General features: G+C 46.2%; 20 protein-coding genes. 3 read left to right on the top strand and 17 right to left on the bottom strand.

The features are described 5' to 3' along the window. Positions 1-428 precede the first annotated feature (428 nt). Positions 429-1,964, top strand: a complete 1,536-nt coding sequence (locus tag QTO06_RS05535; protein WP_331407101.1) for a diguanylate cyclase — start codon at positions 429-431, stop codon at positions 1,962-1,964. A gap of 50 nt (positions 1,965-2,014) precedes the next feature. Here the strand turns inward: QTO06_RS05535 and QTO06_RS05530 are convergent, their stop codons facing one another. Further along, on the bottom strand, positions 2,015-2,446 hold the full coding sequence (locus tag QTO06_RS05530; RefSeq protein WP_331407100.1) for a hypothetical protein: 432 nt from the start codon (positions 2,444-2,446) through the stop codon (positions 2,015-2,017). Positions 2,447-2,731: 285 nt separating this feature from the next. Here QTO06_RS05530 and QTO06_RS05525 point away from each other — a divergent pair, with 285 nt between their 5' ends. Further along, positions 2,732-3,394, top strand: coding sequence for a DNA alkylation repair protein (locus tag QTO06_RS05525; protein WP_331407099.1), 663 nt, complete (start codon positions 2,732-2,734; stop codon positions 3,392-3,394). A gap of 89 nt (positions 3,395-3,483) precedes the next feature. Here QTO06_RS05525 and QTO06_RS05520 read toward each other — a convergent pair whose 3' ends face one another. Continuing rightward, positions 3,484-7,860 carry an SslE/AcfD family lipoprotein zinc metalloprotease gene (locus QTO06_RS05520; RefSeq protein ID WP_331407098.1) on the bottom strand — a complete coding sequence of 1,459 codons (4,377 nt, stop codon included), beginning with the start codon at positions 7,858-7,860 and terminating at the stop codon, positions 3,484-3,486. A gap of 313 nt (positions 7,861-8,173) precedes the next feature. On the opposite strand from QTO06_RS05520, the gene QTO06_RS05515 reads away from it, so the two are divergent. Then, complete coding sequence (locus QTO06_RS05515) at positions 8,174-8,563, top strand: ATP-binding protein (RefSeq protein ID WP_331407097.1); 390 nt, start codon at positions 8,174-8,176, stop codon at positions 8,561-8,563. Between the two features lie 47 nt (positions 8,564-8,610). Here QTO06_RS05515 and QTO06_RS05510 read toward each other — a convergent pair whose 3' ends face one another. The 15 genes from QTO06_RS05510 to QTO06_RS05440 all read right to left on the bottom strand — a co-directional run bounded on the left by QTO06_RS05510 (position 8,611) and on the right by QTO06_RS05440 (position 26,632). Then, a complete protein-coding gene (locus QTO06_RS05510; RefSeq protein ID WP_039986622.1) occupies positions 8,611-9,249 on the bottom strand; it encodes a sugar transferase in 639 nt (212 codons plus the stop codon). 10 nt (positions 9,250-9,259) lie between these two features. Continuing rightward, on the bottom strand, positions 9,260-10,468 hold the full coding sequence (locus tag QTO06_RS05505; protein WP_331407096.1) for a glycosyltransferase family 2 protein: 1,209 nt from the start codon (positions 10,466-10,468) through the stop codon (positions 9,260-9,262). Then, positions 10,465-11,577, bottom strand: a complete 1,113-nt coding sequence (locus QTO06_RS05500) for a glycosyltransferase (protein ID WP_331407095.1) — start codon at positions 11,575-11,577, stop codon at positions 10,465-10,467. The genes QTO06_RS05505 and QTO06_RS05500 overlap by 4 nt, the downstream gene beginning before the upstream one ends. 240 nt (positions 11,578-11,817) lie before the next feature. Further along, positions 11,818-13,245, bottom strand: a complete 1,428-nt coding sequence (locus tag QTO06_RS05495; RefSeq protein WP_331407094.1) for a GumC family protein — start codon at positions 13,243-13,245, stop codon at positions 11,818-11,820. Continuing rightward, a complete protein-coding gene (locus QTO06_RS05490; protein WP_331407093.1) occupies positions 13,242-14,366 on the bottom strand; it encodes a glycosyltransferase in 1,125 nt (374 codons plus the stop codon). Before QTO06_RS05490 ends, QTO06_RS05495 begins: the two co-directional genes overlap by 4 nt. 96 nt (positions 14,367-14,462) lie before the next feature. Continuing rightward, the gene (locus QTO06_RS05485; protein ID WP_331407092.1) at positions 14,463-15,848 is read right to left on the bottom strand and encodes an O-antigen ligase family protein; all 1,386 of its coding nucleotides are present in this window, start codon (positions 15,846-15,848) and stop codon (positions 14,463-14,465) included. Next, a complete protein-coding gene (locus QTO06_RS05480) occupies positions 15,845-17,266 on the bottom strand; it encodes a lipopolysaccharide biosynthesis protein (RefSeq protein ID WP_331407091.1) in 1,422 nt (473 codons plus the stop codon). The genes QTO06_RS05485 and QTO06_RS05480 overlap by 4 nt, the downstream gene beginning before the upstream one ends. Next, positions 17,259-18,431, bottom strand: a complete 1,173-nt coding sequence (locus tag QTO06_RS05475; RefSeq protein ID WP_331407090.1) for a glycosyltransferase family 4 protein — start codon at positions 18,429-18,431, stop codon at positions 17,259-17,261. The genes QTO06_RS05480 and QTO06_RS05475 overlap by 8 nt, the downstream gene beginning before the upstream one ends. Before the next feature lie 10 nt (positions 18,432-18,441). Beyond that, entirely contained in the window at positions 18,442-19,626 is a 1,185-nt protein-coding gene (locus tag QTO06_RS05470; protein ID WP_331407089.1) for a glycosyltransferase, read from the bottom strand. Positions 19,627-19,778: 152 nt separating this feature from the next. Further along, on the bottom strand, positions 19,779-20,855 hold the full coding sequence (locus QTO06_RS05465; protein ID WP_331407088.1) for a glycosyltransferase family 4 protein: 1,077 nt from the start codon (positions 20,853-20,855) through the stop codon (positions 19,779-19,781). Continuing rightward, the gene (locus QTO06_RS05460; RefSeq protein ID WP_331407087.1) at positions 20,830-22,389 is read right to left on the bottom strand and encodes a sigma-54-dependent transcriptional regulator; all 1,560 of its coding nucleotides are present in this window, start codon (positions 22,387-22,389) and stop codon (positions 20,830-20,832) included. The genes QTO06_RS05465 and QTO06_RS05460 overlap by 26 nt, the downstream gene beginning before the upstream one ends. Positions 22,390-22,602: 213 nt before the next feature. Beyond that, positions 22,603-22,986 carry an Hpt domain-containing protein gene (locus QTO06_RS05455; protein ID WP_005440949.1) on the bottom strand — a complete coding sequence of 128 codons (384 nt, stop codon included), beginning with the start codon at positions 22,984-22,986 and terminating at the stop codon, positions 22,603-22,605. 12 nt (positions 22,987-22,998) lie between these two features. Further along, a complete protein-coding gene (locus QTO06_RS05450) occupies positions 22,999-23,688 on the bottom strand; it encodes an AAA family ATPase (RefSeq protein WP_331407086.1) in 690 nt (229 codons plus the stop codon). Then, on the bottom strand, positions 23,688-25,787 hold the full coding sequence (locus QTO06_RS05445) for an SLBB domain-containing protein (protein ID WP_331407085.1): 2,100 nt from the start codon (positions 25,785-25,787) through the stop codon (positions 23,688-23,690). The genes QTO06_RS05450 and QTO06_RS05445 overlap by 1 nt, the downstream gene beginning before the upstream one ends. Continuing rightward, on the bottom strand, positions 25,784-26,632 hold the full coding sequence (locus QTO06_RS05440; RefSeq protein ID WP_331407084.1) for an OmpA family protein: 849 nt from the start codon (positions 26,630-26,632) through the stop codon (positions 25,784-25,786). The genes QTO06_RS05445 and QTO06_RS05440 overlap by 4 nt, the downstream gene beginning before the upstream one ends. Position 26,633 lies beyond the last annotated feature (1 nt).

Here is a 26,633-nt window from a genome sequence, read left to right as displayed (position 1 = left end):
AATAAGTTGATATGAAAAGTGTAGGCTAACTATCTCAATTGTTAGAAATCAAGCAGAAAAATTCACACTTTCGCCATATAAAAATTGTGATACTCGTTACAAAAGGTCGGTGTTTGAAAGAGATAAATCTTCTAATCTATCAATAAAAATGGGATTTCTCACTTAGTGAGAATTATTCAAATCAATGATATTTATAAATAAAAATCATTTGTTGAGTGAGTAAAATGTTTTGTCGTAAAAGGTCATAAAGTGGCTGTGTCGATATACAGGGGTGGGTATAATCGTCGGATTTTCTTGCTAATGAGACTTTGTGGAATACGTGCTTGCGATTTCCGGGAGTTGTACTTCAAACGATGCAAAGGTTAGTGGGAAAAAGGCTTAAATAAAAAGTTAACCTCCATACGGCAACAAATAACAATAACTAAATCATGAACGTATCTCGAAGTCTTCAATCGGTCACTCTGCGTTACACTGTCCCGATTGTCTTGATCGCGCTTTTCACTAACTTCACCTATTGGGCATATCAGCAGGTCGATGAAGCGAAAAACCTAGCCCGATACCATGTTAAATCTGCAGAGCTCAACCTTGGTACTATCGTCGATGGTTACCGTGATCTGCTACGCGCAATGAGTAAAGATGAGCACTTCATCGAATCGGACATCACATTGCAAGAGCGTGCGCAACGTGCGGTTCCATATAAGCAAGCCTTTGAGCTGGCGGGCATTGGATTCAGCGATGGTGTGGGGAACATGGTCAGTACAAACAACGATAGAGTTCACTCTATTGCTCACAGGGATTACTTTCATCAAGTTATCCGAACCAAAGAAACGGTCATGACCAATGTTCTTACTGATGTTTCCAATGGAAAGGCCGTCTATGTGTTGTGTCGTCCAATGTTTGATGAAAGTGGTGATCTACAAGGAACAATATCTGCATCTATTCATTTCTCTGAGATTCAAATGGCTCTGGATACAGACGGTGAGAGCGACATTTACAGTGTTCTATTAGATGAAGACCTTAACATCATAAGCCACTCCGGAGACAAGCATTATATCGGGGTGAACTTGTTTAATTATGGATATGAAAAGCTGTTCGACCGAGAAGGAAATTTAAAAGCACTGACGGGCACCGACAGAGGCGGTTTCTTTACCTACAGCTATCCGTTGGACTTGTCTTATGTTGAGTTTACTAAAGTTGAGGGAACGCCTTGGATTTTGTTATCTAAGGCCAAGTTCAGTTCTTTGGTTGGTGATGGGACCTTGATGTTTGGTGCGAACGTGATGTTGATCTTTGCGATTTATTTCGTCATCGCGCGCTTGATGGGTAAACAGGTGGTCGGTTTAACTCAACCGCTTGACCGATTCTTGGAAGAAAGTAAGGTGGTGTTCAATGATAGTTCGATGGAGCTAAAAGAGCACTTTGAGCAAGTTCTTCAAGCCAGTCGCAATGGTGTGTTTTGTTCTCGCAGTGGATTGCTTACGCGGGAGTATTTCTTACGAGGCGCGCAGAAGTCGTTATCTCTAAGTAATACGCCTAAAGCCTGTATCTTCTTTGATATGGATAACCTCAAGTACATCAACGACACATACGGTCATTTAGCGGGTGATAAAGTTATCGCTCTGTTTGTGGCCGTGTTGAGAGAGAGTTTTGGTCACAAGCGCGACATCATAGGTCGATTTGGTGGTGATGAGTTTGTGGTGTTAACGCAAGAGTTTCGAACTAAGCGTGAGTTAGAACTTAAACTAGACAAATTCCTCGCTAAATTGCAAAGCACGGCGGATCTTTTAGGCATTGATATCAGTTTAACCGCGTCAATTGGGGTTGTTCTCACCGAGGGTGTGGGGCGTGATATTGATGTTCTGCTGCACTGTTCCGATATGGCGGTGTACAGGGCGAAGCAGTTGGGTAAAGGGCGTTACGCGTTTTATCATACTTCGATGGTAGAAGTGCCGATATTCAGTTAGCAAGGTGTGAAGCCTCCCTTTTTTATTGTGTCTCAGTCGCTGGTGATGAGCTAAGCCGTAACTGCTTGAGGCTGCTTTCTCAACACATAGATGTCATGATCTCGCAATAGGTAGAGAGCGAAACACGCAGCAAGCATCGGCCACGCCGCAAAGAATAACAGGTTGTTGAACGGGTCTAGGTACTTCGCGAACGAAGAAAAAGTCGAGCCTGCGTGTAATACGAGAATCGCAAGATAAGTCAGGTTCTTCCAAAGTCCAGCCACAAAAATCCCGATGAACACCAGCTGGGCAATACCTAACGCGACAGAAAATCCACTCGAAATATCTAAGCCATAGAAGCCAGAGAACACTTTCATTGCATGCTCTGGTTCCAGCACTTTATCTAGCGCCCACATGATAAATACCAACGCGATACTTAAGCGCAATGCTAACAGCCCTAATCCCAACTGACGTTGAAGCTTTGGTTGGAGCGTTTCTTTCATTTTCATTCCTTTATTGAGTAGTGAAGGTTCCTAATGGCAGACCGACTCTTTCTTAAACTGATTACAACGAGATATGTAAATATTCGTGTCCCGTTCCAATTTGGATTCTTGTCAGCACAATACATAAACCACGGAAATATGACTGAATTGGCAAAAATGAAGTATTCGCAGACTCAAGGTGGATGTAGCCCATAGAAGATGTCACTCTTTCTTTTGAGCAAAGTAATTCGCCAATAAATTAGTTCACGTCATATGTATCGAAATGGAAGTACAGAACTAAAAGCAATGAGTATTGTAAAAACGTTAACTAAACAATTAAGCGAGATTGGGTACCGAGAGAAGCGAGTGCGCACGGGCTTGGTGAGGGCGATCTCTGCCGATGGTTTTCGAAGTTTAGACAGTAAGCAAGCAGACTTCGTTTTTGAGCAGTGTGAAACGTTGCTGGCAGAGCGTGATTGGGCATTAAGCGTGATTGCGTTTGATTGGGCGTTCAGAGTAAAAAAGCAGTATGACGCCGCCACGTACGATCGATTCGAAACTTGGCTTTATCAATACATTACCGATTGGAATGATTGTGATGATTTTTGCACCCATGCACTCGGTGCGCTTATTGCTCAAGACAACAGCCTGTTTACTCGCACATTGGAGTGGGTAAAGAGTGATAACTTTGCAGTGAGACGAGCAGCCGCTGTGACGCTTATCTATCCGATCAATAAAGGTCTATACAAAGGGACTGAGCCTTTTCACATAGCGGATTTTTTGCTCGAAGATGATCATTATTTAGTGCAAAAAGGCTATGGCTGGATGCTCAAAGTGCTGGCGCAAAAAGAACCGGAGCGAGTGGTGGACTACTTGAAACGTCATCATAGCAAGATGCCGAGAACGGCGTTTCGATATGCGATAGAAAAGCTGGATAAGCAAACTAAGCGAGAGCTGATGGCCTTGTAGCTTTCCTCTTCGGCACTTCGCCAAAGCAAGCAGAATGATACAAAAAAGCCGACAGAATTCGATTCTGTCGGCTTTTATCGTCTTACGGGTTACTTAACAGACAAATACTCAGAAGGAGACTTATCTGGTTTCGGTAAATCCATCGTCGCAACCGCGTTGAAACCGGCAGGCGTTAAACCACCAGAGTAATCAACAGTGCCATTTGGCAGGTTAGCTTTGGTTTCTGATGGGTTCCACATACGGAAGTAATCTGTCAGATCGTATCCGGTCAGGTATGAGGTACATGCCATCATGAGATCGCCTTGGCTTAACTGGCTGCTTTGTGCAGAACAGTAGTTAATGCCTTGGTCGCCAATGCTGTCACCACGCGCTTTACGGTGTGCGAGTTTGAAGAAGTTCCAGCCTTGATCTTCACCAAAGATGCTTGGCTTCTCTGCTTGATTCGCATACCAATCATCGATGTTGAAGTGGTCTTCTGCCCAAAGCTTTAACTGGCCGAACATCGCTAAACGCATGCCGACATCCGCTTCACTCCAAGCATGTCCTTCAAAGCGATCGAGCCATAAAGGTGACTTGGATAGATCACTCGCAATACGGTCCATGTATGGCTTCGCTTCACGCTGTTCTTGCATGTAAAGGGCAAGAATGTTGTTGGTGACCTCAGTAGAGCCGGCCATCATAAACGGCGCTGTAGCAAGGTTGTGTCCGACTTCATGCCATAGTAACCAGTCATTGGTTGGGTTGGATGGAACGACAGTCCACGTTGGCCAGTAGCTGTTGCTTTGAACTGGGTAGCCTGAGTGCGCAGCACCAATCGAGATTTGTACATCATTCACGAAGCGATGTCGGTTGGCGAGCAGGGCATCGTAAGTAAATCGACGGTGTTTCCCTTCTGCCGTGACTTGATCACGTCCGTAAAAATCACTTGCATGGTTCGCGAATGCGTTCAGTTCATCGGCAAACTTAGGGACGTCTGTGTCCAGTACGTTTTTCACTGGCGTCGTATAGACGAAATGACCTGAATCGATTTCTGCCAATGGGACGTCAGTGTTGATTGGGTTTAACCATGCACCGTCTTTCCACCAAGACGCACGAAGCACACCAGTGAAGTTAAACGTCACAACGTCACGAGAATCCACTTCTAACGGTTGAATGTAAATCAAACCACCGTAAGGTACTTTGAAGCTCAAAGAAGAACCGTCATATTGGAAGGTCTTTTGCACGCGTGGTGGGCGTTTCAAGCTCAGTTCGTGGTTTGCACGGCCTGTTAAGTCATCAACCAATGCAACATTGATAGACGCTTTTACACCACCAGAGATGGTGACTTCTTCAAGTTGTGGCGCCCATAAGCCCGTCGATTGCATGCTGCCTGCCGTACCAATCACGGTTTTGTTGTCGGTATGAATCGCAACACTCGCTGCACTGCCTGATTGAACAGGACGACCCGGGTAGCCCGTTGTATCAACACTGATCTCTAAATCCCAGTATGAGCGACCCAGCATCATGCGTGTTAACGGCTTTTCCATCCAGTTCAGAGGGTAAGACGGGTTCAGCTCGCCTGATTCGGTAATCATTGACCATTTAGCAAGTTGCTCTCGTGTCTCTTGATCACAAACATTGCCGCCTTGATGTTCGTTGCTGGTGTAACAGTTCAGCATTTCGACCGCACGTTCGAAGCCAAGCTCATCTTGTATGTTTGGATTGAACTCGTATTGCTCATCATTCCAAAGCCAAACGGATAGGTTATCGTAGGTTGAAGTTAGCTCAGCCTGCGACAAGCGTTCACCAATTTCCCCTTTACTGCGGTAGTAAAGCTCGTGAGAAAGTAGACGATCAATGTTGGCACCCAAGTTCGCCGCTTTTACCATGCTATCGACGACTTCAGGGCTCATTTCGTAACGAGTAAAGTCCGGGCGATGGTGGTTGCCATGGCTTGGAATGCCATGACCTTCGCGCACTTCAATACAGTTTACTTCGTATTGGTAATCGTCTTTACAAACCGGAACGCCAGGAAACTCGCGTTGAAGCTCTGCGATTGCTGCTTGTTTCTCTTGTTCCGACTTCACCATGTGGAAGGCATAACGTTGATGCTCTTGTCCATCAATTGAGACTTTGTATAGCGGTATTTCAAGGGTAGGCATGTCGATATTGCCCGGCCATGTCACTGTACCGTTGTCATTGATCTCAATCTTAGTCGTGTCTGCATAACGTTCATAAACCACGAGATCGTGTTCTGCGACGGTATGCAGGTTAGGTACGTTCGGGCCTGATGTGCTGTGACACCAATAGCTATCAGTACACAGAGATTGGAACGTCTTGGCAACGTTCGCACCGCCAACAGAAACGCCTGCCGCATCCGCTAAACGAGCAATCGGCTCTGGGTTACTTTCTTCCAAAGCATCAAAGAAGATAATGCTACCACCGTTGTTTACGTACTCGATAAGTGCTGTAACGTCATCTGCATCCAACTTAGGTTGGTTGATGTCAGACACGACGGATTTTGTCGCGTAGCCATCGGTTTTGATTTCGTAAGACTGAAGCAAAAGCAGTGGTGTAGAAGTTGGATCTAATGAATCAAACTGGCCGCTGCTTAATACGTCCATTTCACCCAATTTATAGCTTGGGTTGACAAAGAAATCGTAGATTTGACCTTCTTTGCGATCCCAACGGAATGCGTGACCTCTGTTGATGTTGGTAGCAATCGCGAGAGATTCTTGCGTTGCATTCGGCACTAACCAATCGATCAAGTTGCTGAACATGATATGCATGCTGCCGCGATCGGTACGAGTATCCGCATCTTGCGCTTCTTGGTTGTGAGGCGTGCTGTAACGACATTGCTGCGCTTCGCTGTCGATGCCCAGATCTGCGCCTGCCCAGTAGTTTTCTGGACAAGAGAAGATAGAGGTGTACATCGCGTTACCCAAGAACACCACTTTACCCGAGCCAATCATACCTGCCGTCATGGTTGGTAGATTAAAGGTCGCGGTTTGTTTGGAAATTACTTCTGGGCGCTGCATAACCACCGTTGAGTTTTCATCAATGGTTGTGGCATCCACAATGTAGGCTTTTTGATCTTTGCCAGAACCACGAGTCCATGCCGCTTCTTCACCAAACGGGAGCCAGTAGCTGTTGTCGTTGCGTGGCATCAGAACAGGGAAGGCTTCGTTAGTTAGGTTGAAGTTGCGCATCGCACGTGTGTAACCAGAGCCACCCCAACCATGGTTATCATGGAAGACGTGCACGCTATCCACCCCAGCATAAATCTGATGCAGAGACTGCGTGACATAATTACTGCCAGAAGCACGAACCGTGCGTAGCATAGGTGCAGCAAAGCCCGACCATTGAGGCGTTTGTTTTAGTTGTCCATCAATGATTTGTGTTAAACCTTGGCTGAATTGCGCTTCGAATTCATTTGGTGTGGTGAAGTTCGTGCCTTCAATTTTTGCGCCGTTTGGTAGGTTCAAATTGATCAGCTCGTTAATAACGTTCGGGTATTGTGCAAACACCTGACGAACGGTATCGCTGATCTCAATGTGGTTGCCAGAAGACACGCCATAACGGTGAACGAACGTATCAAGGTTCTGTTTCACCAATGGGTTGTCGCTTAAATCTGCAAGTTGGTAATTGACCTTATTGCCTTTCACTTGGCCTAGAGTAAAGGTGTCGATACCAAAGATCAGGTTCTCACCCCAAAGGTATTCAAATTCACCGTTGGCATCCGTGATTCCGCGTGCGGATTGGCTAAAGAACTCGACGCCAGCAAGCGCATTTCCTTGGGAGTCGGTCAAACGGCTTTTAGTCAACGGTTTGTTGGCAGCACTTGGTTTGTATTCGTAAGTCGTCTCTGCATTGGCAGACACAAACGATTCCGTTAAGTTGTTGCTTGCGCCCGGAGTGACTTCTGGTTGAAGTTCTGGGTCAACGTGCGCGCTTGGTTGTTCACCTTCGTTTGTAACACTTGGATTGAGAAACTCATCAATCGCCGCTTGATCGTCACTTTCGTACAAGTTTTGGATGTCATAGCTGTTTATTTCATCCAAACACACTTGTGCGTCCTGAGTAGGGCACGTGTCGATCTTGTTCAACAACTTAGTGGCGTTGTTTACGTGTGGGCCGAGTACGTCTTTTAGGTCATAGGCTTGTGTTAGTTCAGCAGGCTGTGAACCCATACGAGTTTGCTCAGGGATCTGGTAACTGAACTCACCTAAAGTCACACCACCAAATTGACAATCAAACTGGCCTTCTGAAGCTACGTAGGTGAAGTAACCAGACTCACTGATGTCTTGCCCATCACACTGAATATCGCCAGTGATCTGTTTACCATGAATAAATAGCTTACCTTGATAGATATTGTCCTCGATATCTGGTATTTCTGGAGTTGGGAGTTCTGTTGAGTGTTTGTTTTCATCGCCACCGCAGCCAAACAGCAGCGATGCGACAAGGATTGAAAGAAGACTTCTTTTCAAAGACTAAACCCTTATGAAATGCCATCGTCGTCTGGATGGCGAGTTGGTTGAGATTAACTTTATCTAAAAGCTCACGGATATTGAGATTTAATTTATAAGTGCCTAACTTTTAGTGACTTTTTAGGGCTCAATAAATGCGCGCGCATTCTAGTTTCAAATGCGGCAGGAGGGAACAAAAATTAATGGCGAATTGCGATTATTTACACAAATGAGAGCAGTATTCCGAGAATGCTAAAACCGTGTGGTTGCTTTCGCTTTCTTTTCTATAAAAATAGCGTACAGTTTGCTGGTTTTTCACTGAAATCATCCCATTATGTCTAACGCGAAACTTCTTCTAATCCGTGGTTTACCGGGCTCTGGTAAGACGACACTTGCCAAGAAATTGTCCAAACAGCTCAAAGCAAAACATTTTGAAGCTGACATGTATTTTGAGAATGAAATTGGCGAATACCATTTTGATGGTACAAAGCTGGCTGATGCGCATGAATGGTGCTTTCAGCAAACCCGCAAATGGCTAAGCAAAGGAAAGACTGTGATCGTCAGTAACACGTTTGTGCGCCTTTGGGAGATGAAACGGTATTTGAAGTACTGTGAGAAAAAGCAGATTGAAGTGGAAATGCAGGTTTGCCGAGGTGAATATCAGAGCATTCATGATGTGCCATCAGCGACGATAGAGAATATGCGCCGCCAATGGCAAGAGTAACGGTTCTTCATTCTTTGTTTCTTTCTAATCAGTTAAGCCTCTATGGTTTATTGACCGCGACCGTCGATCATCACCACTAATGTTTTGCTCATGATGGCAATGTCCATGGAAATCCACGAGTAAAAAGAACTCAAACTCAGTGCGTAACTGTGGTCAAACCCCACCTTGCGACGAACGTCTTCAATACAAGAGTCATAACCTTGATTTACTTGGGCTAGACCTGTAATGCCCGGCAGCACGCCGTAAGTGCGTTCCACAAAATAAGGGATTTCGTCTTCCAGCTTTTGGTAGAAAGCAGGACGTTCCGGACGAGGGCCAATCAAAGACATTTCACCTTTTAGCACATTGAACAGTTGTGGAAGTTCATCCAAGCGAGTCTTGCGTAGGAAGCGTCCAACCGGAGTGATACGTGGGTCGTTCTCAGAAGCCCATACCGCACCAGAGCGTTGTTCTGCATCGACATACATGGTTCGAAATTTCATAATTTCAAACAGGTCCATTTTTTCCGGTGTGCAGCGTCCAACACGAAGCTGACGATAAATCACAGGGCCTTTTGAGTTGATTACAATTGCTAACGCAATCAAAGGCATAATTGGCATGGTGACGAGCAATATGAGCAGTGAAACAACCACATCGAAAGCGCGTTTTGCTAGATGAATATTTGAGTCGTAGCGTGAAGTTTTCATGATGCTTTCCTTATTGATTAACGCGCTTCCAGCGTCCGTTTTCCATTCCAAGTAGGTAGCGTAGTCCGCCTGCGAAGTTTGCTATGTGTCCGACCACTAAGTAATTGATTAACTTGAATGGCTTAAACAAATTTAATACCGGTACTAAGTAAGTGATGAGAGCAACTGAGTAGACTGCCATTTGTGCCAGCATCAGAAATTGAAACGCTGGGTAGTGAATCAGCAGTAATGAACTCACCAAACACATAATCATCAGGTAAGGAGTCGCAAGACGCAGTACCTTTCCCGATAGAAATGCAAATGCGGTGCCACGATAGCGGGGTAATAACAGTTTTTTCAATTTCAAGAACTGCTGCATGTTACCTGCCGAGATACGTAGGCGACGTTTGAAGTCTGAACTGTCTGAGCTTTCTTCCAGTTCGATGGCTAACATTTTTGGCTCATAAACGGAGTCATAACCTTGAAGCACAATGCGCATTGGCAAAATGAAGTCATCGTTGATGATCTCAGGCTCCAATGGCGAAAACAGTTTGGTTCTGAAGGTATAGAATGCGCCGTGAGAACCAATGGTTGAGCCGATCAATGACTCTTTGTACTTCACGTTCGATTGATATTGCCAGTAAGCCGCTTCGCCTTGGTTCTGTGTCGTCATGATTTGATAGGTTGCGTTCACCACACCCACTTTCTCATTTTGATAATGCTGACTCGCCAACAAGAGCGAATCGCAAGAGACGAGGGCAGAGACATCACTTAATGCAGTAATATCTGAAGTGACGCTCTCCATCTCCACGTTGATTAACCCGACTTTACCTCGGTTTACCTCATGGTCATTAACAATGAACAGAGTGTCTGCGCAGATGGCTTCTTGAATCGTATCTTGTGCAATCGCTGCGGTGTTATCTGTACAGCCATCGCAAGCAATGATGACGGTCAGTTTGTCTCTTGGGTAATCTAGGCTTGCAAGGTTACGGATTTTTTCTGCAATCCATTGCTCTTCATTGTAAGCAGGAACGATCACCGTGACACTTGATAGTGTACAGTCACGCTTTGAGGCTTTGTAGCAGCGCTCTTTTGCTTTTTGTTTTCTTGCATTCTTTTTCGCTTTTCGTTGTTCTCTGCGTGCTGATAACCAATTCAAAACCAACGGGTAACCCACGTGATGATAGATAATCAGTAGCGCAGACAAAACAAAACCAGTCGTCCATAGTAGATCAATCATGCGTTCTCTCCCTGAGCCAATGTTGCGTAGCGATTCACCATATTGCGAATATCAAAATGCTGAAGAATGTGTGCTCTCGGTGATTGAGGTGTTTGTGATAATTGCTGCGATAGCGCATCTGCCAACATTGGCACTTTGTTCGGTTCAACGAGTGCTCCAATTTGTGGGCACAGTGTTTCTTTTACCGCGCCAACATCGCTTGCAATGCAAGGGACACCACACGCCTGTGCTTCTAATGTGGATAGAGGGAAACCTTCTTGAAGTGAAGGCAGGCAAAACACGTTTAGGCTCTGATAAAAACGAGGCATGTTGCTTACTAATCCAAGGAAAGTCACTCGGTCTTCTAACCCAAGTGTGCGAACTTGTGCTTCTAGAATGCCTCTTTGGCTGCCGCAACCAGCAATCGCAAGGTGTGTGTTTTGTGGTAGGTGAGAAAAGGCTTTGATGAGGATCTCTTGTCCTTTCACCGTTTCTAAACGCCCCGCTGTACCCACAATGAACTTGTCTGTAGGAAGAGAGAAAAACTCACGTGCTTTTTGTGGATTACCATCGGTGAATTTCTCGCAGTCGATTCCATTATGGATGGTGCTTACACGCTGATATCCCAACTTATTCGTGATTTGGTCAGCGACAAAGTCTGCATCTGCCACGACTTGAGGGCGAAGCACTTTAAGAAGCGTCGATTGCAGTCTCGCGGCCTTTTTATTGTTTAAATGCCACGCATCATGCTCAGTGTGGATCAAGGTTTTGATCCCATTCAAACGAGCTGCGGTGCCACCGTACAGCAAAGGCCCTATGTGATGTGTATGGACGACGTTTGCATTCAGTTGTTTTAATTTTGCTTTCAAAACCTTGAAGGTTGATAGATGCAAACCAGACGGTTTGTTTAGAAAGTGGAGTTGGTCTTCAAAGTCCGCCAACTTATCCCAATGATTTAGCGCAGTTTGCTTGTTTCCCTCTAGGCTGATAACAAAAACGGAGTCTTCGGCTTTGGCAAAGCGAAGCATCTCAAGCACCAAAGTTTCCAAACCGCCTGGAGCAAGGTGCTGAACGATGTGAACGATCACGTTGCCATTGTTGCTTGAGTTTTTAGTCTCTGAGTTTTTCATTCCTGAGCCCTCGACGTAGTTTCCTGTAAAAGAGAAAGCAGGGTGCGTGCCAGAAAATAAGTTAATATAAAACAAATGGTTAGCAATGGTTTTGAGGTGAGGTTCAAAATGAGAGGCTATGATTCTCAATTTGAAATTCAAAACTAATCTTTAGAATAGAGAGGGAGCAAAAGAAAAAGCACTCTGAAGTAGAGTGCTTTCCGTATGTTATTGGTTGGCGTTGCAGTCTTGGCTCTAGTCCTAGAGAGCTACTTTCGGAATGGTCGTAATCACTGGCACCCCAAGGTGTTTTTCGAGAGTTTTACGAGAGCGAATTGAGTTGTCTGCTAACTCAGCAATAGTCGCTAAGCCGATTCCCAAGCCTGCGCCACCAATGAATCCTAAAATGACAAATACAAACGCTGGCAGGTTGGCAGGAATCGTTGGTGTGTAAGGTTCATCAATGACTTTCACACGTTTGTTTTCCTCAAACACACCTAAAGATCCGGTGAGCTGTGCCATTTCATAACGTTCAACCAGTTCGTCATACAACTCGCGTTTTACTGTCACGTCGCGAGCGAGACGGTTGATTTCAGTTGCGGTACTACCAAAGCGGTTTGCATTGACTTCTAGCTCCTGAATCATACTTTGCAAACTAATGGTTTCTTCCTGAAGCGACTCGTATCGACCGCGCATGATTTGCAATTGATGAAGCTGAGAAACAAGCAGAGGTTGCGCATCACCAATATTGCTTACCGTTGCTGTACTGGCGATATCCCAAAGCTGATTACTGTTCATCTCTGGTTGTTTTGAGTTGAGTAGAACCGAACGCTCTTGCTCTAAGCGATTTAGCTCACGCAGCTTACCTTGAACCATACTGTGCGCTTCTGTGTACTTGGCACGAAGTAGGGTAAGTTCACTGCGGATCTCGATGATTTGCTCTTCAATTTTACCAATCACTGGGTTGGTTTTCGAAAGCTGTTGGTCCAAGCTACCCAAGCTGCGTTTTACACCTGCCAGTTCCGCTTCTTTCTCTGCCAATGTTTGCTTTAGGCTCGCTAAACGAGTCAGGCTTTGCGCTTGCATCTCTGGTGTTGCGTGCGAGTAGGCGTTTTTGTATTCGGCAAAAGCTTGCTCGGCTTTATCCAATTCTTCGCGGCGTTTATCGATGTGAATGGTAAGAAAGTGGCTTGAGTCTTTAATTGAAGAGCGCTCTGGCGCAAGTAACTGTTCAACAAAATGGTCGCTGACGGAACCAAGGACTTCTTCCATGCCTTCAGATTTACCACTGGTTAATTGGATTTGAATGAAGTCTTTGCCAAGCTGTTGAACCGTGAGGCGATTGGCAAGATCTTTAATGATGAACTCTTGCTCTTTCGGACCCATGGTGTCGTCAATTAAGCCTTGCTCCTGAGCAACCGAATACAGCACATGACGGCTTTTTAATAAGGTGCTTAATGCGCTCAAGCGGTCTTTCAACATAGTCGAGACGGCAAGATCCTCAAGGAACGGGTTCATCTTAGCTGTTTCTTGAATCAGCATGCTCGTGTGCGCCACATATTTCGTTGGCATTATTTTACTGACGACAAACCCCAAGATTGGCAACACCAACATCGGAATGACAATCAGGTAACGACGTCGCCACGCACCGTGCAGTAATAGGGTGATGTTGTCTCTTAAATCGTTCATAACGCCCTCACTAATTGCTCAACTTGACGTGCTCTTGATTGCCAACTTTGTTGTTGGATGATCGAGAGTGATCCTTCTGGTGGTGGGAGTAAGTGATTGAGGCTTGCACAAACATCATCCACGTCCGCTACAACATGCAACATGTGTTGGTAGGGTTTAAGTGCAGGGAAAGCCGTACTGATGACTGGTGTCCCCGTTGCGAGGTATTCCAACAGTTTAAGTGGATTACAGGCTTGAATTTGCGCGTTATCAACGAATGGCAGCCAACTCGCATCCCAATGCTGTGAGTAGCTAGGTAAATCTTGATGTGCTCGCGGGCCTAGGTAATGGACGTTGCTTCGTTGTGGCAACGGGTTGTGAGGAAACTCATTTGGACCAATAAAGACCAAGTCCCAACCCTGCGCTTGATCGGCCACTTGTTCTATCAAACGGTAATCTAACCATTCTGATAGGCTGCCGTAAAAACCCAGTACCTTACGCCCATTGTTTGGCATATCTTGCGCTTTCGCCGCTGGCTCTGAGAACAAGCTGAAATCCACGCCATGCGGTAGGGTAACGGTTTTGTCTTGCGGAAACTCAGCGGCAAGCTTGTCGCTCGCAGCCAGAATCAGGTCTGCGCTATCGATCAAGTCAGCTTCATGTTGCAAAACAGTTTGGTGGTCCACGCCTGCTAGCGCGCCAAAGTCATCACCACAATAATAAACAATGCCTTTGGTGCTCATTTCTCGACAAATGTCCACAGCGGTAGGCAGTGATGTCCAAAAAACGGCATGTTGAAAGCCTAGCTCATTCAGCTTTTTGCTCAGTTGATGTTTCATCATCTTCGTCGCGACGCTGCGTGCCCATTTCGATTTGGGAGCAGGAATTGTCAACAAAGTGATGGTGTGGATGTTTGCGTCTTCTTCATGACCGAAAGGTGTTGGGACATTGTCTTGTTGTTTGACTGAGCCAGTTAGTTTGGTGACAAGGCGTTTAGCGTCTTTCGGTGTGAACTTTGGCTGTCTTAAGCCAATAGAATTGACCCAAAGAATACGATGGTTGTTCGCTAGGTGCTTTATCAGGTGTTGAGTGGAAGATGGCAAGCCGCCGAAGTCTTCTCCAAATACTACGATATCCGTCATCGTTCTCTCCTTGAGCCAATTGATTCGTTGTTGTTACTCAAAGACGTATCACGATGCGTGCCAAAGACTTAAAATTATCTAAAACAATGGGTTAGGTTATTTCTTAATTTGAGAAGGTGAAGATTTCTCATTTTGACAATCAGTTTGAACGATGCGATTTATCACTATGGTTAGTGCGGCAAGTATGTAAATCGGCCAAGTGAAGCCTTGAGTGAGGAAAGTCCCGGAGACTATGGTGCCGATAAGTCCGCTCAATACGGCGTTTGCACCTACAGAAAGCGTGAAGTGGGACTTTTCAGTCAGAAGTGAAATTGAACTTAATGACGTTTTGACCAGAGAAACAATCAGAGTAATGAAAACCGCTAAACCAACAAAACCGGTTTCAGCCAGTACACCAAACCAAGTACTGTGCACCGCGTGGTTAATGCCATCCCAATGCGGGCTGTAGAAGAAGTAGTTGTAGTAGAAGTTCTCTAAACCAACGCCGGTTATCGGATTGTCGAGTGCCATTTTGAAAGCCGCTTCCCAAGCGTACAAACGTCCCATTGCAGAGGCATCAATACCGGCTTCTGCAGCACCCCCCGATGCTCGCCCGGAGATCCCCGCAACAGCATAAAGAATCAAAGCTGCGACTAAGCCTAGGAAGACCACCAACGCCTTACTCTTGATGTGTTTAAACGCGAAATACGCGAAAACTGAAAGCGCTCCCAATAAACCACCGCGGCTTTGTGTCTCAAGGATCGACATAAACAGGATGATACAAGTGAGCAGCGCGAACCCTCGTAACCACATGGACGACCGTTTCTCGACCAACTGGCTCACCGTAAAGGCGAGGGGGAACATCAAAACCAGCGCTAAGTCATTGGGATCGCCTAATACCGAGCCGAACGACCGGCCAATCGACACACGCGTTCCCTCCACAATATCAATGCCGTTAGTGGCGTTATAAAGGGCAACGAGTCCGACCAACAACCCAGCAACGATAATCGCTTTTGACATTTGTGCGAGCTGTTTGGGTGTGGTGATAAGCCAAGTTATCGCCAGTGTCATCACAATGATCTTCCAGTACGTATTCTTGAACACGGTAATTGCGATGTCGCGCGAAGAAGCAAACACAATACCGATGATGACTAACGCCCAGAAGATGAAAAGCCACTTTAATGAAGGGTGCCAGAAGATTGATAGCTGACGACTGATTAATAGATGAAAAGATAACGCGCCAAGTGCACCTAAAGACAACAACAATGGGATTTTGAAGTTGTAGATAACGGGAAACGCTTCGTGAATTCGGAAGAAAGAGAAGATAACAAACAGAGTCACTAGCCAAAAGGTTTGGTTGAGTACAAACAAGATGGCAAGCGGAGCAAAACAAATTGCGACAATCAAAATTGGATGCGGCATCACCAACCACGCTAAAGCGATAACCACAGTAATGGTTATCGCAGCGATGATCTGGGTTGGTCTCACATCCGTGGCATTCATAACGTCACTCTTTTCGCTTCCGTTCTCAATCTCATCACAAGATTGCTACGTGCTTCCTTAGACATGTATCGGAAGGCAACGCCTGCAAGCAGTGTGCATGTCAAAATGCAAATCACGATCGCGCTTCCGATGGATTGAGTAGAGTAAAGCAGGAACAGTGCCACTCCTGAGATGATTTGTAATGCGACCATCAAACTTAGGTGGAAAGGAAGCTGCATGCACTGTTGTCCAATCAAGAACGTCATCGCCAGTTTGGCTAGTTGCGCGTAGTAAAGTGCGATGAATACGCCATAAATACCAAGAGAAGAAAGCGCAAATAGAAGAGTAATTGCGACGCCAGCGGCCACGACGTTTATTCCCAGTAACCAACGAGTGCGGCGTTTGTAAAGGATCGCGATGTTCAGCAGTTCGCTCCATTCTTTGATCATGGCGATTGGCAGAAGGAACAATGTGTAAAGCGCGGCTTCCTGGTACGTTTTTGGTAAAAACTGGCTGATCATAATGAAGGCAAGGGTCGCGACTAGGACCGTGAGTGCTGCAATATAAATCATACCGAAGTGAGATATTCTAACGGCTTCTTTACCACGATTATGCTCCAGATACGCAAATCGACGTGGCATCCACCACATACCGAATGGCTGAACCAAAATACACATGCCAATGGCAAACTTCACCGCAATTGCGTAAACCCCAAGTGTTGCCAGTGAAGCGTTCGCGCCAATGAACCAACGCTCTGCACCGTTCAAGCAAAAAGCGACCAGCGCAGACATCATGACAGGGATGCAGTAATGCAGGTGCTGCTTTGCGATCGCCATATCAGGCATGACAACTCTGTATTTATTGATAACGTGCAGCCAAGTAAATTGGATCACGGCAGCCAGTAGGCCACCAAGTAAAACAGAAATGACGTGTGGGTGAATCATTAAAGCGGTGACAATGAATACAACTTGAAGAACGGTGGTGGTCACCATCACGCTAAGCAAGGTTTTTGCTTTATCATCTTGCATGCGCAGCCAAGCAGTACCGATACCAATCGCGCCTTCCAAGATAATGGCTAACATCAGCACGATGAATTCAAATTGAGAGAACGGGCTAGGAATCGGAGCAACTAAAATCGCAAACAGTAAAACCAAACCAATCGCCGCTGCTATCCAAACAGAAAGTGAGTAGATCTGGTTGAGCATGGTCACTTTCTTCTCGCCGTCTTTCTCTACGCCAACAAAGCGGTACAGCGCCTCATGCATTGCCATGCTCGCAAGTAGGGCAGTGACAACACCGAAAGAAGTGAGTAACTCAAGTTTGCCCATTTGCTCAGGCGAGAGAAACTGAGGAAGCACTGGCAGCATAATTAAGCTGATGCTTTTGTTGATCACCAACGCAATGGCGAACAGTGACATATTGGTCATGGCTTTAGACATGGTCATATCCTTTGACGTTATCGCGCTTCTTTGCGCTGTCTTGAGCTTTATTAGTCGGGGCAGTACAAAGCTGTTGGGTAATATCGAAGTAACAACGTTCTGCGGTGTATAAACTTGCAACGTTTAGTGCCTCCATCCCCATGGTGACTTTTAGCCAAGGTGCTTCGTTTAAAAGTCGAATGGCATTGTGAAGAGAAGCGGCTTCTTTCGGTGTGTACTTAATGCAGTTCTTGCCATGGGTTAACACTCGATCCCAATAGCTATCGTCATGAGGAATCACGACACACATACCAGCGGCTAACGCCTCTAAAATTGATAACCCAAACGGTTCGTTCTCACTGGTCGACACAAACACACCACACTGTGCTCGCAACTCGTCAAGGTTGTCTGGTGATTCGTGCCATTCAACATTTTCCTGAGTGAAATCTGGCTGTGAGCATTCGACACCTTCGATGTTAGGTTTGATGTAACAGATGGTTGCATTTAGGTTTGCTGACGCATCCATCTTGATCGCGTCAAGCAACAGATCAACGTTCTTCCATTTCAAGAGGCTGGCAGCCCAGAACACTCGATTAGAAATTGGGTTTGCTTGCTTTGGAGCGCGTTCTGAAGACAAGCCGTTAACAAAAGAAGAGGTGTTTAAGGTTGTCCAAAAACGCTCTACCGCCGGTTTTGGCATTTTTAAATAGGCGGCAAGCGCATCAATCATGGAAGCGCGAGTGTTCGATAAATAATGAATCGCAGACGCTTTTACTAAGCAGTAGCCAGACGAGCGAGACACGCCGACCGGGCCATGCACCATTTGAACGATAGGTTTGGGATTGAGCAAACGAAGCAGGTACAAAGGCATGTCGTTGTTTGGTGAGGACAAACCCATAAACCAATCGAGTTTTGGTAGTTTGAACGTCACCAAAATCAGCTGCACCAGGTAAAAACAGTTCATCACCCAATAAGCGATACCATGATGAGACGTGATTGGAGAACGCTTGATTTTCAATACCTGTACGCGAGGGTTTGAGCTGAATGCGGCAGTCCAGTGTTCTGGATTTGTCGTCGCGACATAGCTAATCACGTCACGTTGGTCACACTGTTTAATCAACTCAGCGTTGGCAATTTTCGAACCGCCTTGCATTGGGATGGCGTCAAACATCAATACACGTTTCATGGTGAGCTCCTTAGTTGATGTTTAACCAGCGCGAAATTGGTTTCATGCAGTGGCTGACAGGCATGGGCGTCAATTCTTTCTGCGTCAGTTCATCGCGGTAAATGTCTTCAATCGCTTTGACTGAGGCAGAAACCGTCAGATGCTGATTCGCGTGTTGATGTGCATTCTCGGCTAGCTTATTTCGTAGCGGCGTATCTTGGATCATCTGCTGAATCGCATTTAACAGACTCGCCATACCGTGATTGGCGAACAATAGGGCACTGTGGTTGTGCTCAAACAATTCTGGGATGCCACCTGTTTTTGGTGCAATGATTGGTAACTTCGCGAGTGCTGCCTCACCAAGAACAAGACCAAACGCCTCTTCGTAAGCACCACTGATGAAGGCATCTACATTACCTTTCATCCAGTCTCCAGCGTTGTGTTGCTCACCAACAAAATGCACACGATCCTCCACGCCCAAATCTACGGCTAACTGCTTCAACGCGATACGTTCTTCACCATCACCAACAATCACCAAATGCGGATTATGTTGATGGTAGTTGTGCATACGCATGGCTTGGATTAAGCGGTCAAAGCCTTTGCGTTTAATGAGAGATCCAACCGAAATAAAGGTAAATGCTTGGTGCGGAATGCCCAGACGATCTTTGACATCGATAGGTGCATCGTGACTCTGCAATGACACGCCGTTATGAACGACATGAAGATGTTCTTCTGGGTAGCCATCTTTGAGAATCTCGTGTCCCACGTCTTTACTCACACAAATCAATTTTGGAGAAAGGTGCAGACCCAGTGAGAAACGGTCACGTAAGGTGTAGTGGCAATGAAGTTGCGTTACCAAAGGGATGTGATTCATACGAGCAGCTAGGCACATCCATTGGCATGGGCCGCCGCTGTTTACGTGGACAAGGTCAATGCTGTGCTTTTCGATCAATGCTGTGCCTTGTTTGATCAAATCGTTCCAACCGCTGATGTCCCAGCGAGGCGTGTTCCAACCGCCAACAAGACTGAAGTTCGAATGTTCTGCTTCGATACCTAAGGATTGGCATCTCTCAATCAAAGGCTCACAGTTTGACCAGACAAACGGTTGGTACTGGTTGCGGTCAATATTAGTGATAAGGTCAAGCAGTACTACTTCGCTGCCGCGAATCCAGTTATCACCATAATGAACGTAAAGAATGCGTTTTGGAGTAGTCATCGTCGTTACCTCGGTTAGCCAATCTGTTTGGATTAGCTATTGCAACCGAGATGCCAAAATATGCCATCGATTTAAATGTCTGTTTTTAAATGGAAAATGCGGTGGGCGTAAAAATCAGATACGAAACTTCTCAAATTGAGAATGGATATGCATCAAGTGTGATTCTCAATTTGGTAGCGTTCAATCAGAATAGGAATGATGCTGCGAGAGGAATAGTGTGCTTTGATGGTCTCAATCGCTTTGTGGCGCATAGGGTATTGTTCGCTGTGGCTCATTTCCAACCAGCCATTGACCTTGTCGGTTAGCACTGGAATATCGTGGGTGAGGAATCCATTTTGACCATCTTGGATCAAATCAGGAAGACGACCAACGTCAAGGCTTATCACAACGATACCACGAGCCATTGCCTCTAACGCTACCATTGGCAACCCCTCATAGCGCGATGAAATGACGAGAACGCTGATATTTCGCCAAACGGCATCCATGTCACTTTGATGACCGTGAAATATCACGTTGGTAGGTGCGCTTTCTACGAGTCTCGGCTTTTCGGGGCCGTCACCATAAATAGAGAACTCGATATCAGGAATTTGACGGGCAATATCGATGAAGCGGTCTGCGCCTTTCTCATGGCTTAGACGACCAACAAACGCGATTTCTTTGTAGCGACAATGCTGTTCGGGAATCGTAACAAAGTTATTGAGCAATTCTGATTGAGTAGGGAGCTTGTCTTGAATGGCTTGACTCACCGCAAAGCTGTGATCAGAGAGCCGCGCGGAATATCGATCGAGCCAGTCATACACCCAAACTTTGCCAGTTGGTGTTTCACCGGCGTGGTAGGTCGAGATTAAACGGGGAAAAGTACGAGTGAATACCTTTGCGCTTCTGGCTAACAGTGCCGCTTTGTAACCATGGGTGTGAATAACGCTGGGTTGATGCTCAGCCACCGCGCCAGTAATTTGTTTGACTGGAATGGTTTTCGACCGCTCTGACTTTGGGCATAGGTGCCACAAATAACTCACAGGTATTTGAACTTGGTTTAATTTGTCGATAAGTGGTGCTGGTGGATCGTATTCCACCACCAACACAACTCGTACGTTAACATGAAAGGATTGCAACCCAGTGGCGAGCTCGACGACATGGCTTTCAATGCCACCGTAAATGCGGCTATCCAGTAGTATCCAAACTTCGCCAACGACTGGGATCTCAAGATTGTTCGAGATTAGCTTCATCCGCTTCCCACGCTTGTTTTTTACGATACACAGTGGAAGGGCTAAGCTCCAACATCACCGCCGCGTTAAGCACGTTACCATCACAATACGCAATGGCGTTTTGAATCGCCTCTCGCTCAACTTTCCACATTGGACGAATGGTGCCATCGGAATTGAAGTAAGGTGATGACACTTGCGCCGCAGGGCTTGCTGGAGGCGCTTCGTTCGTAACCATAGTTGAGGCGAACTCTGGTTGCGCGGATGTTTCTACAGGTGCACTTTCTAATGGTTGTGCTTGCACTGGCGTTGCTGCGGTGGCTGGATTTACCGCGGCTACTTGAGCACTTTCAACATGAGGTGGTGTGACGGTGCGTGCTTTTGACGGTTTGCGGGTCAATTGAGCAGGTAGATGTTCTAAAGTCACTTTGTCTTCGTTATTCAACACCACGATGTTACGAATGATGTTTTGCAATTGACGCACATTACCAGGCCAGTCGTAATGCTTAATCACATGTTGCGCTTCGCTGTCTATATTGCTGAACTTCTTCTTATCCTGCTTGGCGTATGTGGTTAAGAAATGCTTGGCTAGCGTGACAATGTCACTACCACGTTCGCGAAGTGGCGGCATATCGATTGGCACAACGTGCACACGATAGTACAAATCTTCGCGGAAACGACCTCCTTCCACTTCGGTTAGTGGATCTCGGTTGGTGGCACAGATAATCCGTACATCCACCTTCATCTCTTTGGTGCCACCAAGCGGGGTGTAGGTTCCTGTTTGCAGAAAGCGGAGAAGTTTTTTCTGCATCTCAAGTTCCATTTCACACAGTTCGTCTAGGAACAGTGTACCGCCGTGGGCAAGTGTTGCTGCACCTTTACGGTCGGTGGTTGCGCCAGTAAATGCGCCTTTAACGTGACCGAAAATTTCACTTTCCATTAAATCACGAGGGATAGCACCGCAGTTAATGGCAATGAAAGGTTTGTCTCTGCGATCGCTTTGTCTGTGAACGGCTTCTGCACACACTTCTTTACCCGTACCACTTTCACCAACGATAAACACGCTTGCAGAGGTTGGGGCAACCGCATCAATGGTTTTGTATACCGCTTGCATCGGCAGGCTAGAGCCAATAAAACCATGGTAGTTGTGACGATCGAAGGTCGATTGAATGTTCTCGACGAGATTTTCTAGTTTTGCGCGTTTTAAGTGAAGAGTGACTGAGGTTTTTAAACGGTCAGCGTTGATGGGCTTCTCTAGAAAGTCTTCCGCGCCTTTCTGGATAAGATTGACCGCGAGATCGACACTGCCGTGCGCCGTTGCGATGATGACGGAAGTCGGGATCTCGTTTTCATTAATCCAGTCCAATACGTCTTCGCCCGACATGTCCGGAAGTTTGAGATCGAGAATGATAAGTTGCGGTTTGCTGCGCTCAATGAATTGAATCGCCTCACGCCCCGTCTCTACGTGGAAGATGTCGTAAGGCTCATCCTTGACGTACTGCTTATAAAGTATGGCTAGTGAAGTAGAGTCTTCTACCAGTAACACTCTTGGTCTCATAATCCTTTCCCAACTTTCTTCAATTCGTTGTTTTAATGCGTAAAGTCGGCTTGAGGTTCATGCTGTCATGATCAGTTCGTTTTTCTTGCCTCAAGCTGATGGCTTCTTTTCGATTCTCATTTTGAGAATCTTTATATTTAAGTATTAGCACACGCTGTGAGGATTGCAGAAAATTCTTTATTTTTTAGTTAATTAAATCCTTGAAATTTGTTGTTAGTCTTCAAACCCTTGCTCTTTTCTTTGGTTTAGTGCGGTAAAAGACTGTTCTGCCAGTTCTGGTAAGGATTGGCAAAGCTCAAAAGCTTGTTTTGTATCACCTTCAACACAGTATTTCTCGATGGTGCGAGCGTGCCGCGATAGAGTGCGATTACCTAAGGCGAGTGCAGAGCTACCAAGCGTATGGACTTCAAACTCCATCGCTTCTTTGTCTTGGCTGTTGAGGGCCTGCTGGATCTTTTCGACGCGCTCACGAGATTCCTCAATATAGTGCTCGATTAAGGTAGGCATGATTTCCGCACAGGTATCTTTGATCATTTGCTGAAGAATCAACTCATCGACCAATTCTTGCTCCAACGTTACATCAGTTTGAGTATTCATAGTGCGCGCTCCCTATAAGGTAAATAATTCGCTGTTCTTTATTTGTTTCGATATTTTCGCTTTCAGCTTCTCTGGCAAAAAGCGCAGTTTTTTCACCTGACGAATCAGTTCGTCTTTTAAACCTGCGTTGCGCTTCATGTTGAGTACAGCGCCAAGTAAATTGGCATTGCTGGTTTCTAACAGCTTTTTTGCTTGGTCGATTTGGCTCGTAGTCGTTGAGCCGTAACTCGCAACCAGTACACAAGTATCGCAAACGCCTGCAACGACTTGGGCAGGAATGTTGTTACGGTTCATGCTCAGTAGTGGTGAAGTATCAATGACCACTCGGTCATATTGCTCAAGCCACTTATCGACCGCTTTTCGCAACATGGTTGGGTCGCGATAGGCAAGTTGTGTGCTCGCAAGGGAAGGGACGCTTAACCCTATCAGCGTTTGATGGTCTTCCTCACGAGAGATCAGTTGGCCAACTTCTTCCGCTTCTTCTTCAAAAGCATGAACCGTGCTGTAAGCGGGCTTGAACAGGTTTAGGTCGACATAAAGTGTTTTATGACCTGCAAGAATCAAACGCTCTGCCAGTGCGGAAGCCACAGATGTAACCCCATCTTCAGACTGACAAGCCACCACACTAATTGACCTGTAGTCCTTGAGTTCGCTTTGAAGATAGATTTGCTCAATCTCAGCATGTGTTGCAGGAATAGTCATTACAGCGCTCCTATTAACACGATGGTGGTGGTGATTTGTAGCAAGTCACGCAAACCTGCACGGGCTTTCTCAGCAAAACTTTCGTCTTTGTGCGGTACGTAAATCGTATCACCGGCACGAATCACAGGCAGGTCGTAAATGTTGGCGGTTCTGCTGAATTCAACCAAGTTAAACACGCGTGCCTGACCTTGGCAGCAAGACATGTTAACCACACTGATCTTCTCAACGTAAGCGCTATCACTCGGTCCACCAGCCTCAGCAAGTAGGTCAAGAATGGTCATGTTGTCGTTGAAGACATAGCGGCCAGGTGCATGTACTTCACCCAGCACGCGAACTGTGGATTCTTTAGAGCGGTCAAGCCAGTTCTTGTCTTTCTCTGGAATGTAAATGGTATCGCCAGGGCGTACGTCTGGCAGAATCGATTCATCACCAGTTTCAAAGTAAAGCGACAGGTTAAGTTTGCTCACTTTTGCATAACCCAAGCCACGATGCGTCACTCGAATGTTATGAATATCAGCATCTTTGGTAGGCCCGTCGGCAGCAGACAAGATATCTAGGAAATGCATCTCTTTGGTAAAACGGTAACGACCCGGCGCGTTGATCTGACCAAACACGTAAATCGATGCATCGGAGCTTTGACTGACCCATTGTGATTTGTTGTCCGATGGATCGTCTGGTAACGCATGAACACGAACCACTGTGCCTGCTGAAACGCTTGGAAGCTTAGAGTGTGGTGAGCCTTGTAGGATGTATTTATCCAAATCAAACTTAGTCACTTTACCGTTGTTGGAGATTTCGATCTTACTGGTGTCCGCACGGCGAGTAGGTCCGCCCACATGGGCAATCAAATCGATCAAGTCCATTTCGTCTGACCACTCGATACGACCTGGGCGAACCACTTCACCCATTACTGCCACCGCACGACTTGGCGCAACCTTCAGCCATGACTTTTCATTCATGTCGGTTTTTTCGGGGACGAAGATAGCGTCGCCCGGCCCAACAGCTGGAACTTTTTGCTTCGACAGCCCTTCGGTGTGAGCGGTTAAATCGAAATTGATGACACCACCGTCGGCTTTGATGACGCGGATTTGGCGAGACTCAGCAAAACGTGTTGGTCCACCTGCGTTCGCAAGGATGTCCATGAAGCTCGCGCCTTTCTTACCTTCGTAGGCACCAGGGTGCGCCACTTCACCCATCACGTAAACTACGTTAGCACCAGCTTTGATCTCTTCTTCCTGTTTTGGCACAAAGATGGTGGCACCCGGTAGAATCTCAGGCAGCAAGCTCTGGTCACCTGTATCTAAGTAGCGCTTTAGGTTAAACATAATCGGTGTGTTGTTGGTGATCACACGGATTTGTTCCACACTAGCATAACGAGTAACACCGCCGGCGCGCATGACCACATCAACAAGTGTCGTGTTGGGTTTATAGGTAAATGAGCCCGGTGCGTTTACTTCACCAAATACTTTAATTGCTCGAGCAGAGTCGGCACTGTCGCCCGAGTTTGCCAATTTCCCTGCATCGAACTCTTGTTCAATGTTACCCACCAATGGTGAAGCAGGGACGAAAAGAACGTCCAAAGATTCAAGGGTCGGCAGTTTTGAATCGTCACCGGTATCAAGAAAACGTTTGTAGTCGAACTCAATGTTCTTGTTGCCACGCTTTACGATGATTTTATCAAGCTGAGCACCGGCACGTAGACCGCCAGCTTCGTACAAGAACATTTGAATATTGGAGCCAGATGGAAGCGTGTATTCACCCGGCTTAACCACGTACCCCTGTACAGAAATTAATAGCTGTTGTTGTTTGATGAACACACGTGCGTTGCTTACATCGCGGAATACTGTTTTAAGGTTATCAGTAATGACGTTTTGAAGCTGAGTCTCGTTGTAGCCTGCAACAAAAACCGGACCGATTTCTGGCAGGTTAATGCGACCACGTTTATCAACTTGGAAGCCTTTGTTTAGCGATGCTTCGCCTGGAAGGTTAATTTGCACCAAGTCACCGACTTTAACCACATCATCTTCCGCTGCCCACGTTGTATTAAAGGTGATCAAACACAACATTAGTAGGGTGGTGATGGCTTTGAGGATTCTCATAGTGTGCCTCCCATCTCTGCGCTTGTGTCAGATTTAGCGTTTAGAACTTCAATGCTCACGCGACGATTCGTCAAACGAACTGCAGGAGTTTGTCCTTCGTAAAGGGGGAGTGTTTCTCCTACAGATTTGGTTTGCACACGATCTGAGGTGATTCCGAAGACGTTGAGGTAGCGTTTCACTTGCTCTGCTCGGGCTTGTGCCAACTTTTGGTTGTATTCTGGTGTGCCTGTTGCGTCTGCGTGTCCGGTTACAACCAATGACAAAGAAGGGTGATCGCGGAGAATATACGCCGCTTCAGCAAGATGCCCCATGTATTTAGGGTTGATTTCCGCGGACTCTACAGCAAATTGATTGTCTACGTTCAGGAGGTCATAGATGTCTGCAACGATGTTTAGGTCACTTCGCAATGCTTCGATATCTTGTGGTGGTTTGCACGTAGTTTGCGATAATACGTAATCGAGTTGTTGCTCAAGCTGGTTTAGGCGTCGGCGCTGAATCACAATGTCGTTGGCAGCATCAAGAAGTAGTCCGCCTTCCAACTCACGAGCGATACGGTTTTGTTTCTCAAGTGCCTGCACGACGGCTGCAGGAAAACACCAACGTGCGCCTTCTTGAATCAAAGCATCCAAGTGCAGCTTGGTTAACTGCCAATCGAAACGTAAACCGTGCTCAGGGCCAAGAGGCTCGTCAGGCATCACTGGTGAAAACTGATAATTCTCGATAGAAATATCTTGGTAACTTTCAGCCAAACCGCCCTTACCATGCTCAGGGTAGTCAAACGTTGAGCAACCAAACATGCCGACAACGAGAATACAAAACACACTTTGTCGTAAAAGATTCACCATG

The sequence above is a fragment of the Vibrio sp. M260121 genome (genome assembly GCF_036533715.1).
GTDB lineage: Bacteria > Pseudomonadota > Gammaproteobacteria > Enterobacterales > Vibrionaceae > Vibrio.
This window is presented reverse-complemented; position numbering and strand designations above follow the sequence as displayed.

What these genes read in the sequence shown, in the direction of transcription:
- QTO06_RS05510 (WP_039986622.1), bottom strand. Translation starts at nt 9,249, where the DNA reads ATGAAAACTTCACGCTACGACTCAAATATTCATCTAGCAAAACGCGCT.
- QTO06_RS05525 (WP_331407099.1), top strand. Translation starts at nt 2,732, where the DNA reads ATGAGTATTGTAAAAACGTTAACTAAACAATTAAGCGAGATTGGGTAC.
- QTO06_RS05440 (WP_331407084.1), bottom strand. Translation starts at nt 26,632, where the DNA reads ATGGTGAATCTTTTACGACAAAGTGTGTTTTGTATTCTCGTTGTCGGC.
- QTO06_RS05530 (WP_331407100.1), bottom strand. Translation starts at nt 2,446, where the DNA reads ATGAAAGAAACGCTCCAACCAAAGCTTCAACGTCAGTTGGGATTAGGG.
- QTO06_RS05485 (WP_331407092.1), bottom strand. Translation starts at nt 15,848, where the DNA reads ATGAATGCCACGGATGTGAGACCAACCCAGATCATCGCTGCGATAACC.
- QTO06_RS05515 (WP_331407097.1), top strand. Translation starts at nt 8,174, where the DNA reads ATGTCTAACGCGAAACTTCTTCTAATCCGTGGTTTACCGGGCTCTGGT.
- QTO06_RS05465 (WP_331407088.1), bottom strand. Translation starts at nt 20,855, where the DNA reads ATGAAGCTAATCTCGAACAATCTTGAGATCCCAGTCGTTGGCGAAGTT.
- QTO06_RS05505 (WP_331407096.1), bottom strand. Translation starts at nt 10,468, where the DNA reads ATGATTGATCTACTATGGACGACTGGTTTTGTTTTGTCTGCGCTACTG.
- QTO06_RS05445 (WP_331407085.1), bottom strand. Translation starts at nt 25,787, where the DNA reads ATGAGAATCCTCAAAGCCATCACCACCCTACTAATGTTGTGTTTGATC.
- QTO06_RS05470 (WP_331407089.1), bottom strand. Translation starts at nt 19,626, where the DNA reads ATGACTACTCCAAAACGCATTCTTTACGTTCATTATGGTGATAACTGG.
- QTO06_RS05480 (WP_331407091.1), bottom strand. Translation starts at nt 17,266, where the DNA reads ATGTCTAAAGCCATGACCAATATGTCACTGTTCGCCATTGCGTTGGTG.
- QTO06_RS05490 (WP_331407093.1), bottom strand. Translation starts at nt 14,366, where the DNA reads ATGACGGATATCGTAGTATTTGGAGAAGACTTCGGCGGCTTGCCATCT.
- QTO06_RS05475 (WP_331407090.1), bottom strand. Translation starts at nt 18,431, where the DNA reads ATGAAACGTGTATTGATGTTTGACGCCATCCCAATGCAAGGCGGTTCG.
- QTO06_RS05455 (WP_005440949.1), bottom strand. Translation starts at nt 22,986, where the DNA reads ATGAATACTCAAACTGATGTAACGTTGGAGCAAGAATTGGTCGATGAG.
- QTO06_RS05500 (WP_331407095.1), bottom strand. Translation starts at nt 11,577, where the DNA reads ATGAAAAACTCAGAGACTAAAAACTCAAGCAACAATGGCAACGTGATC.
- QTO06_RS05450 (WP_331407086.1), bottom strand. Translation starts at nt 23,688, where the DNA reads ATGACTATTCCTGCAACACATGCTGAGATTGAGCAAATCTATCTTCAA.
- QTO06_RS05535 (WP_331407101.1), top strand. Translation starts at nt 429, where the DNA reads ATGAACGTATCTCGAAGTCTTCAATCGGTCACTCTGCGTTACACTGTC.
- QTO06_RS05495 (WP_331407094.1), bottom strand. Translation starts at nt 13,245, where the DNA reads ATGAACGATTTAAGAGACAACATCACCCTATTACTGCACGGTGCGTGG.
- QTO06_RS05460 (WP_331407087.1), bottom strand. Translation starts at nt 22,389, where the DNA reads ATGAGACCAAGAGTGTTACTGGTAGAAGACTCTACTTCACTAGCCATA.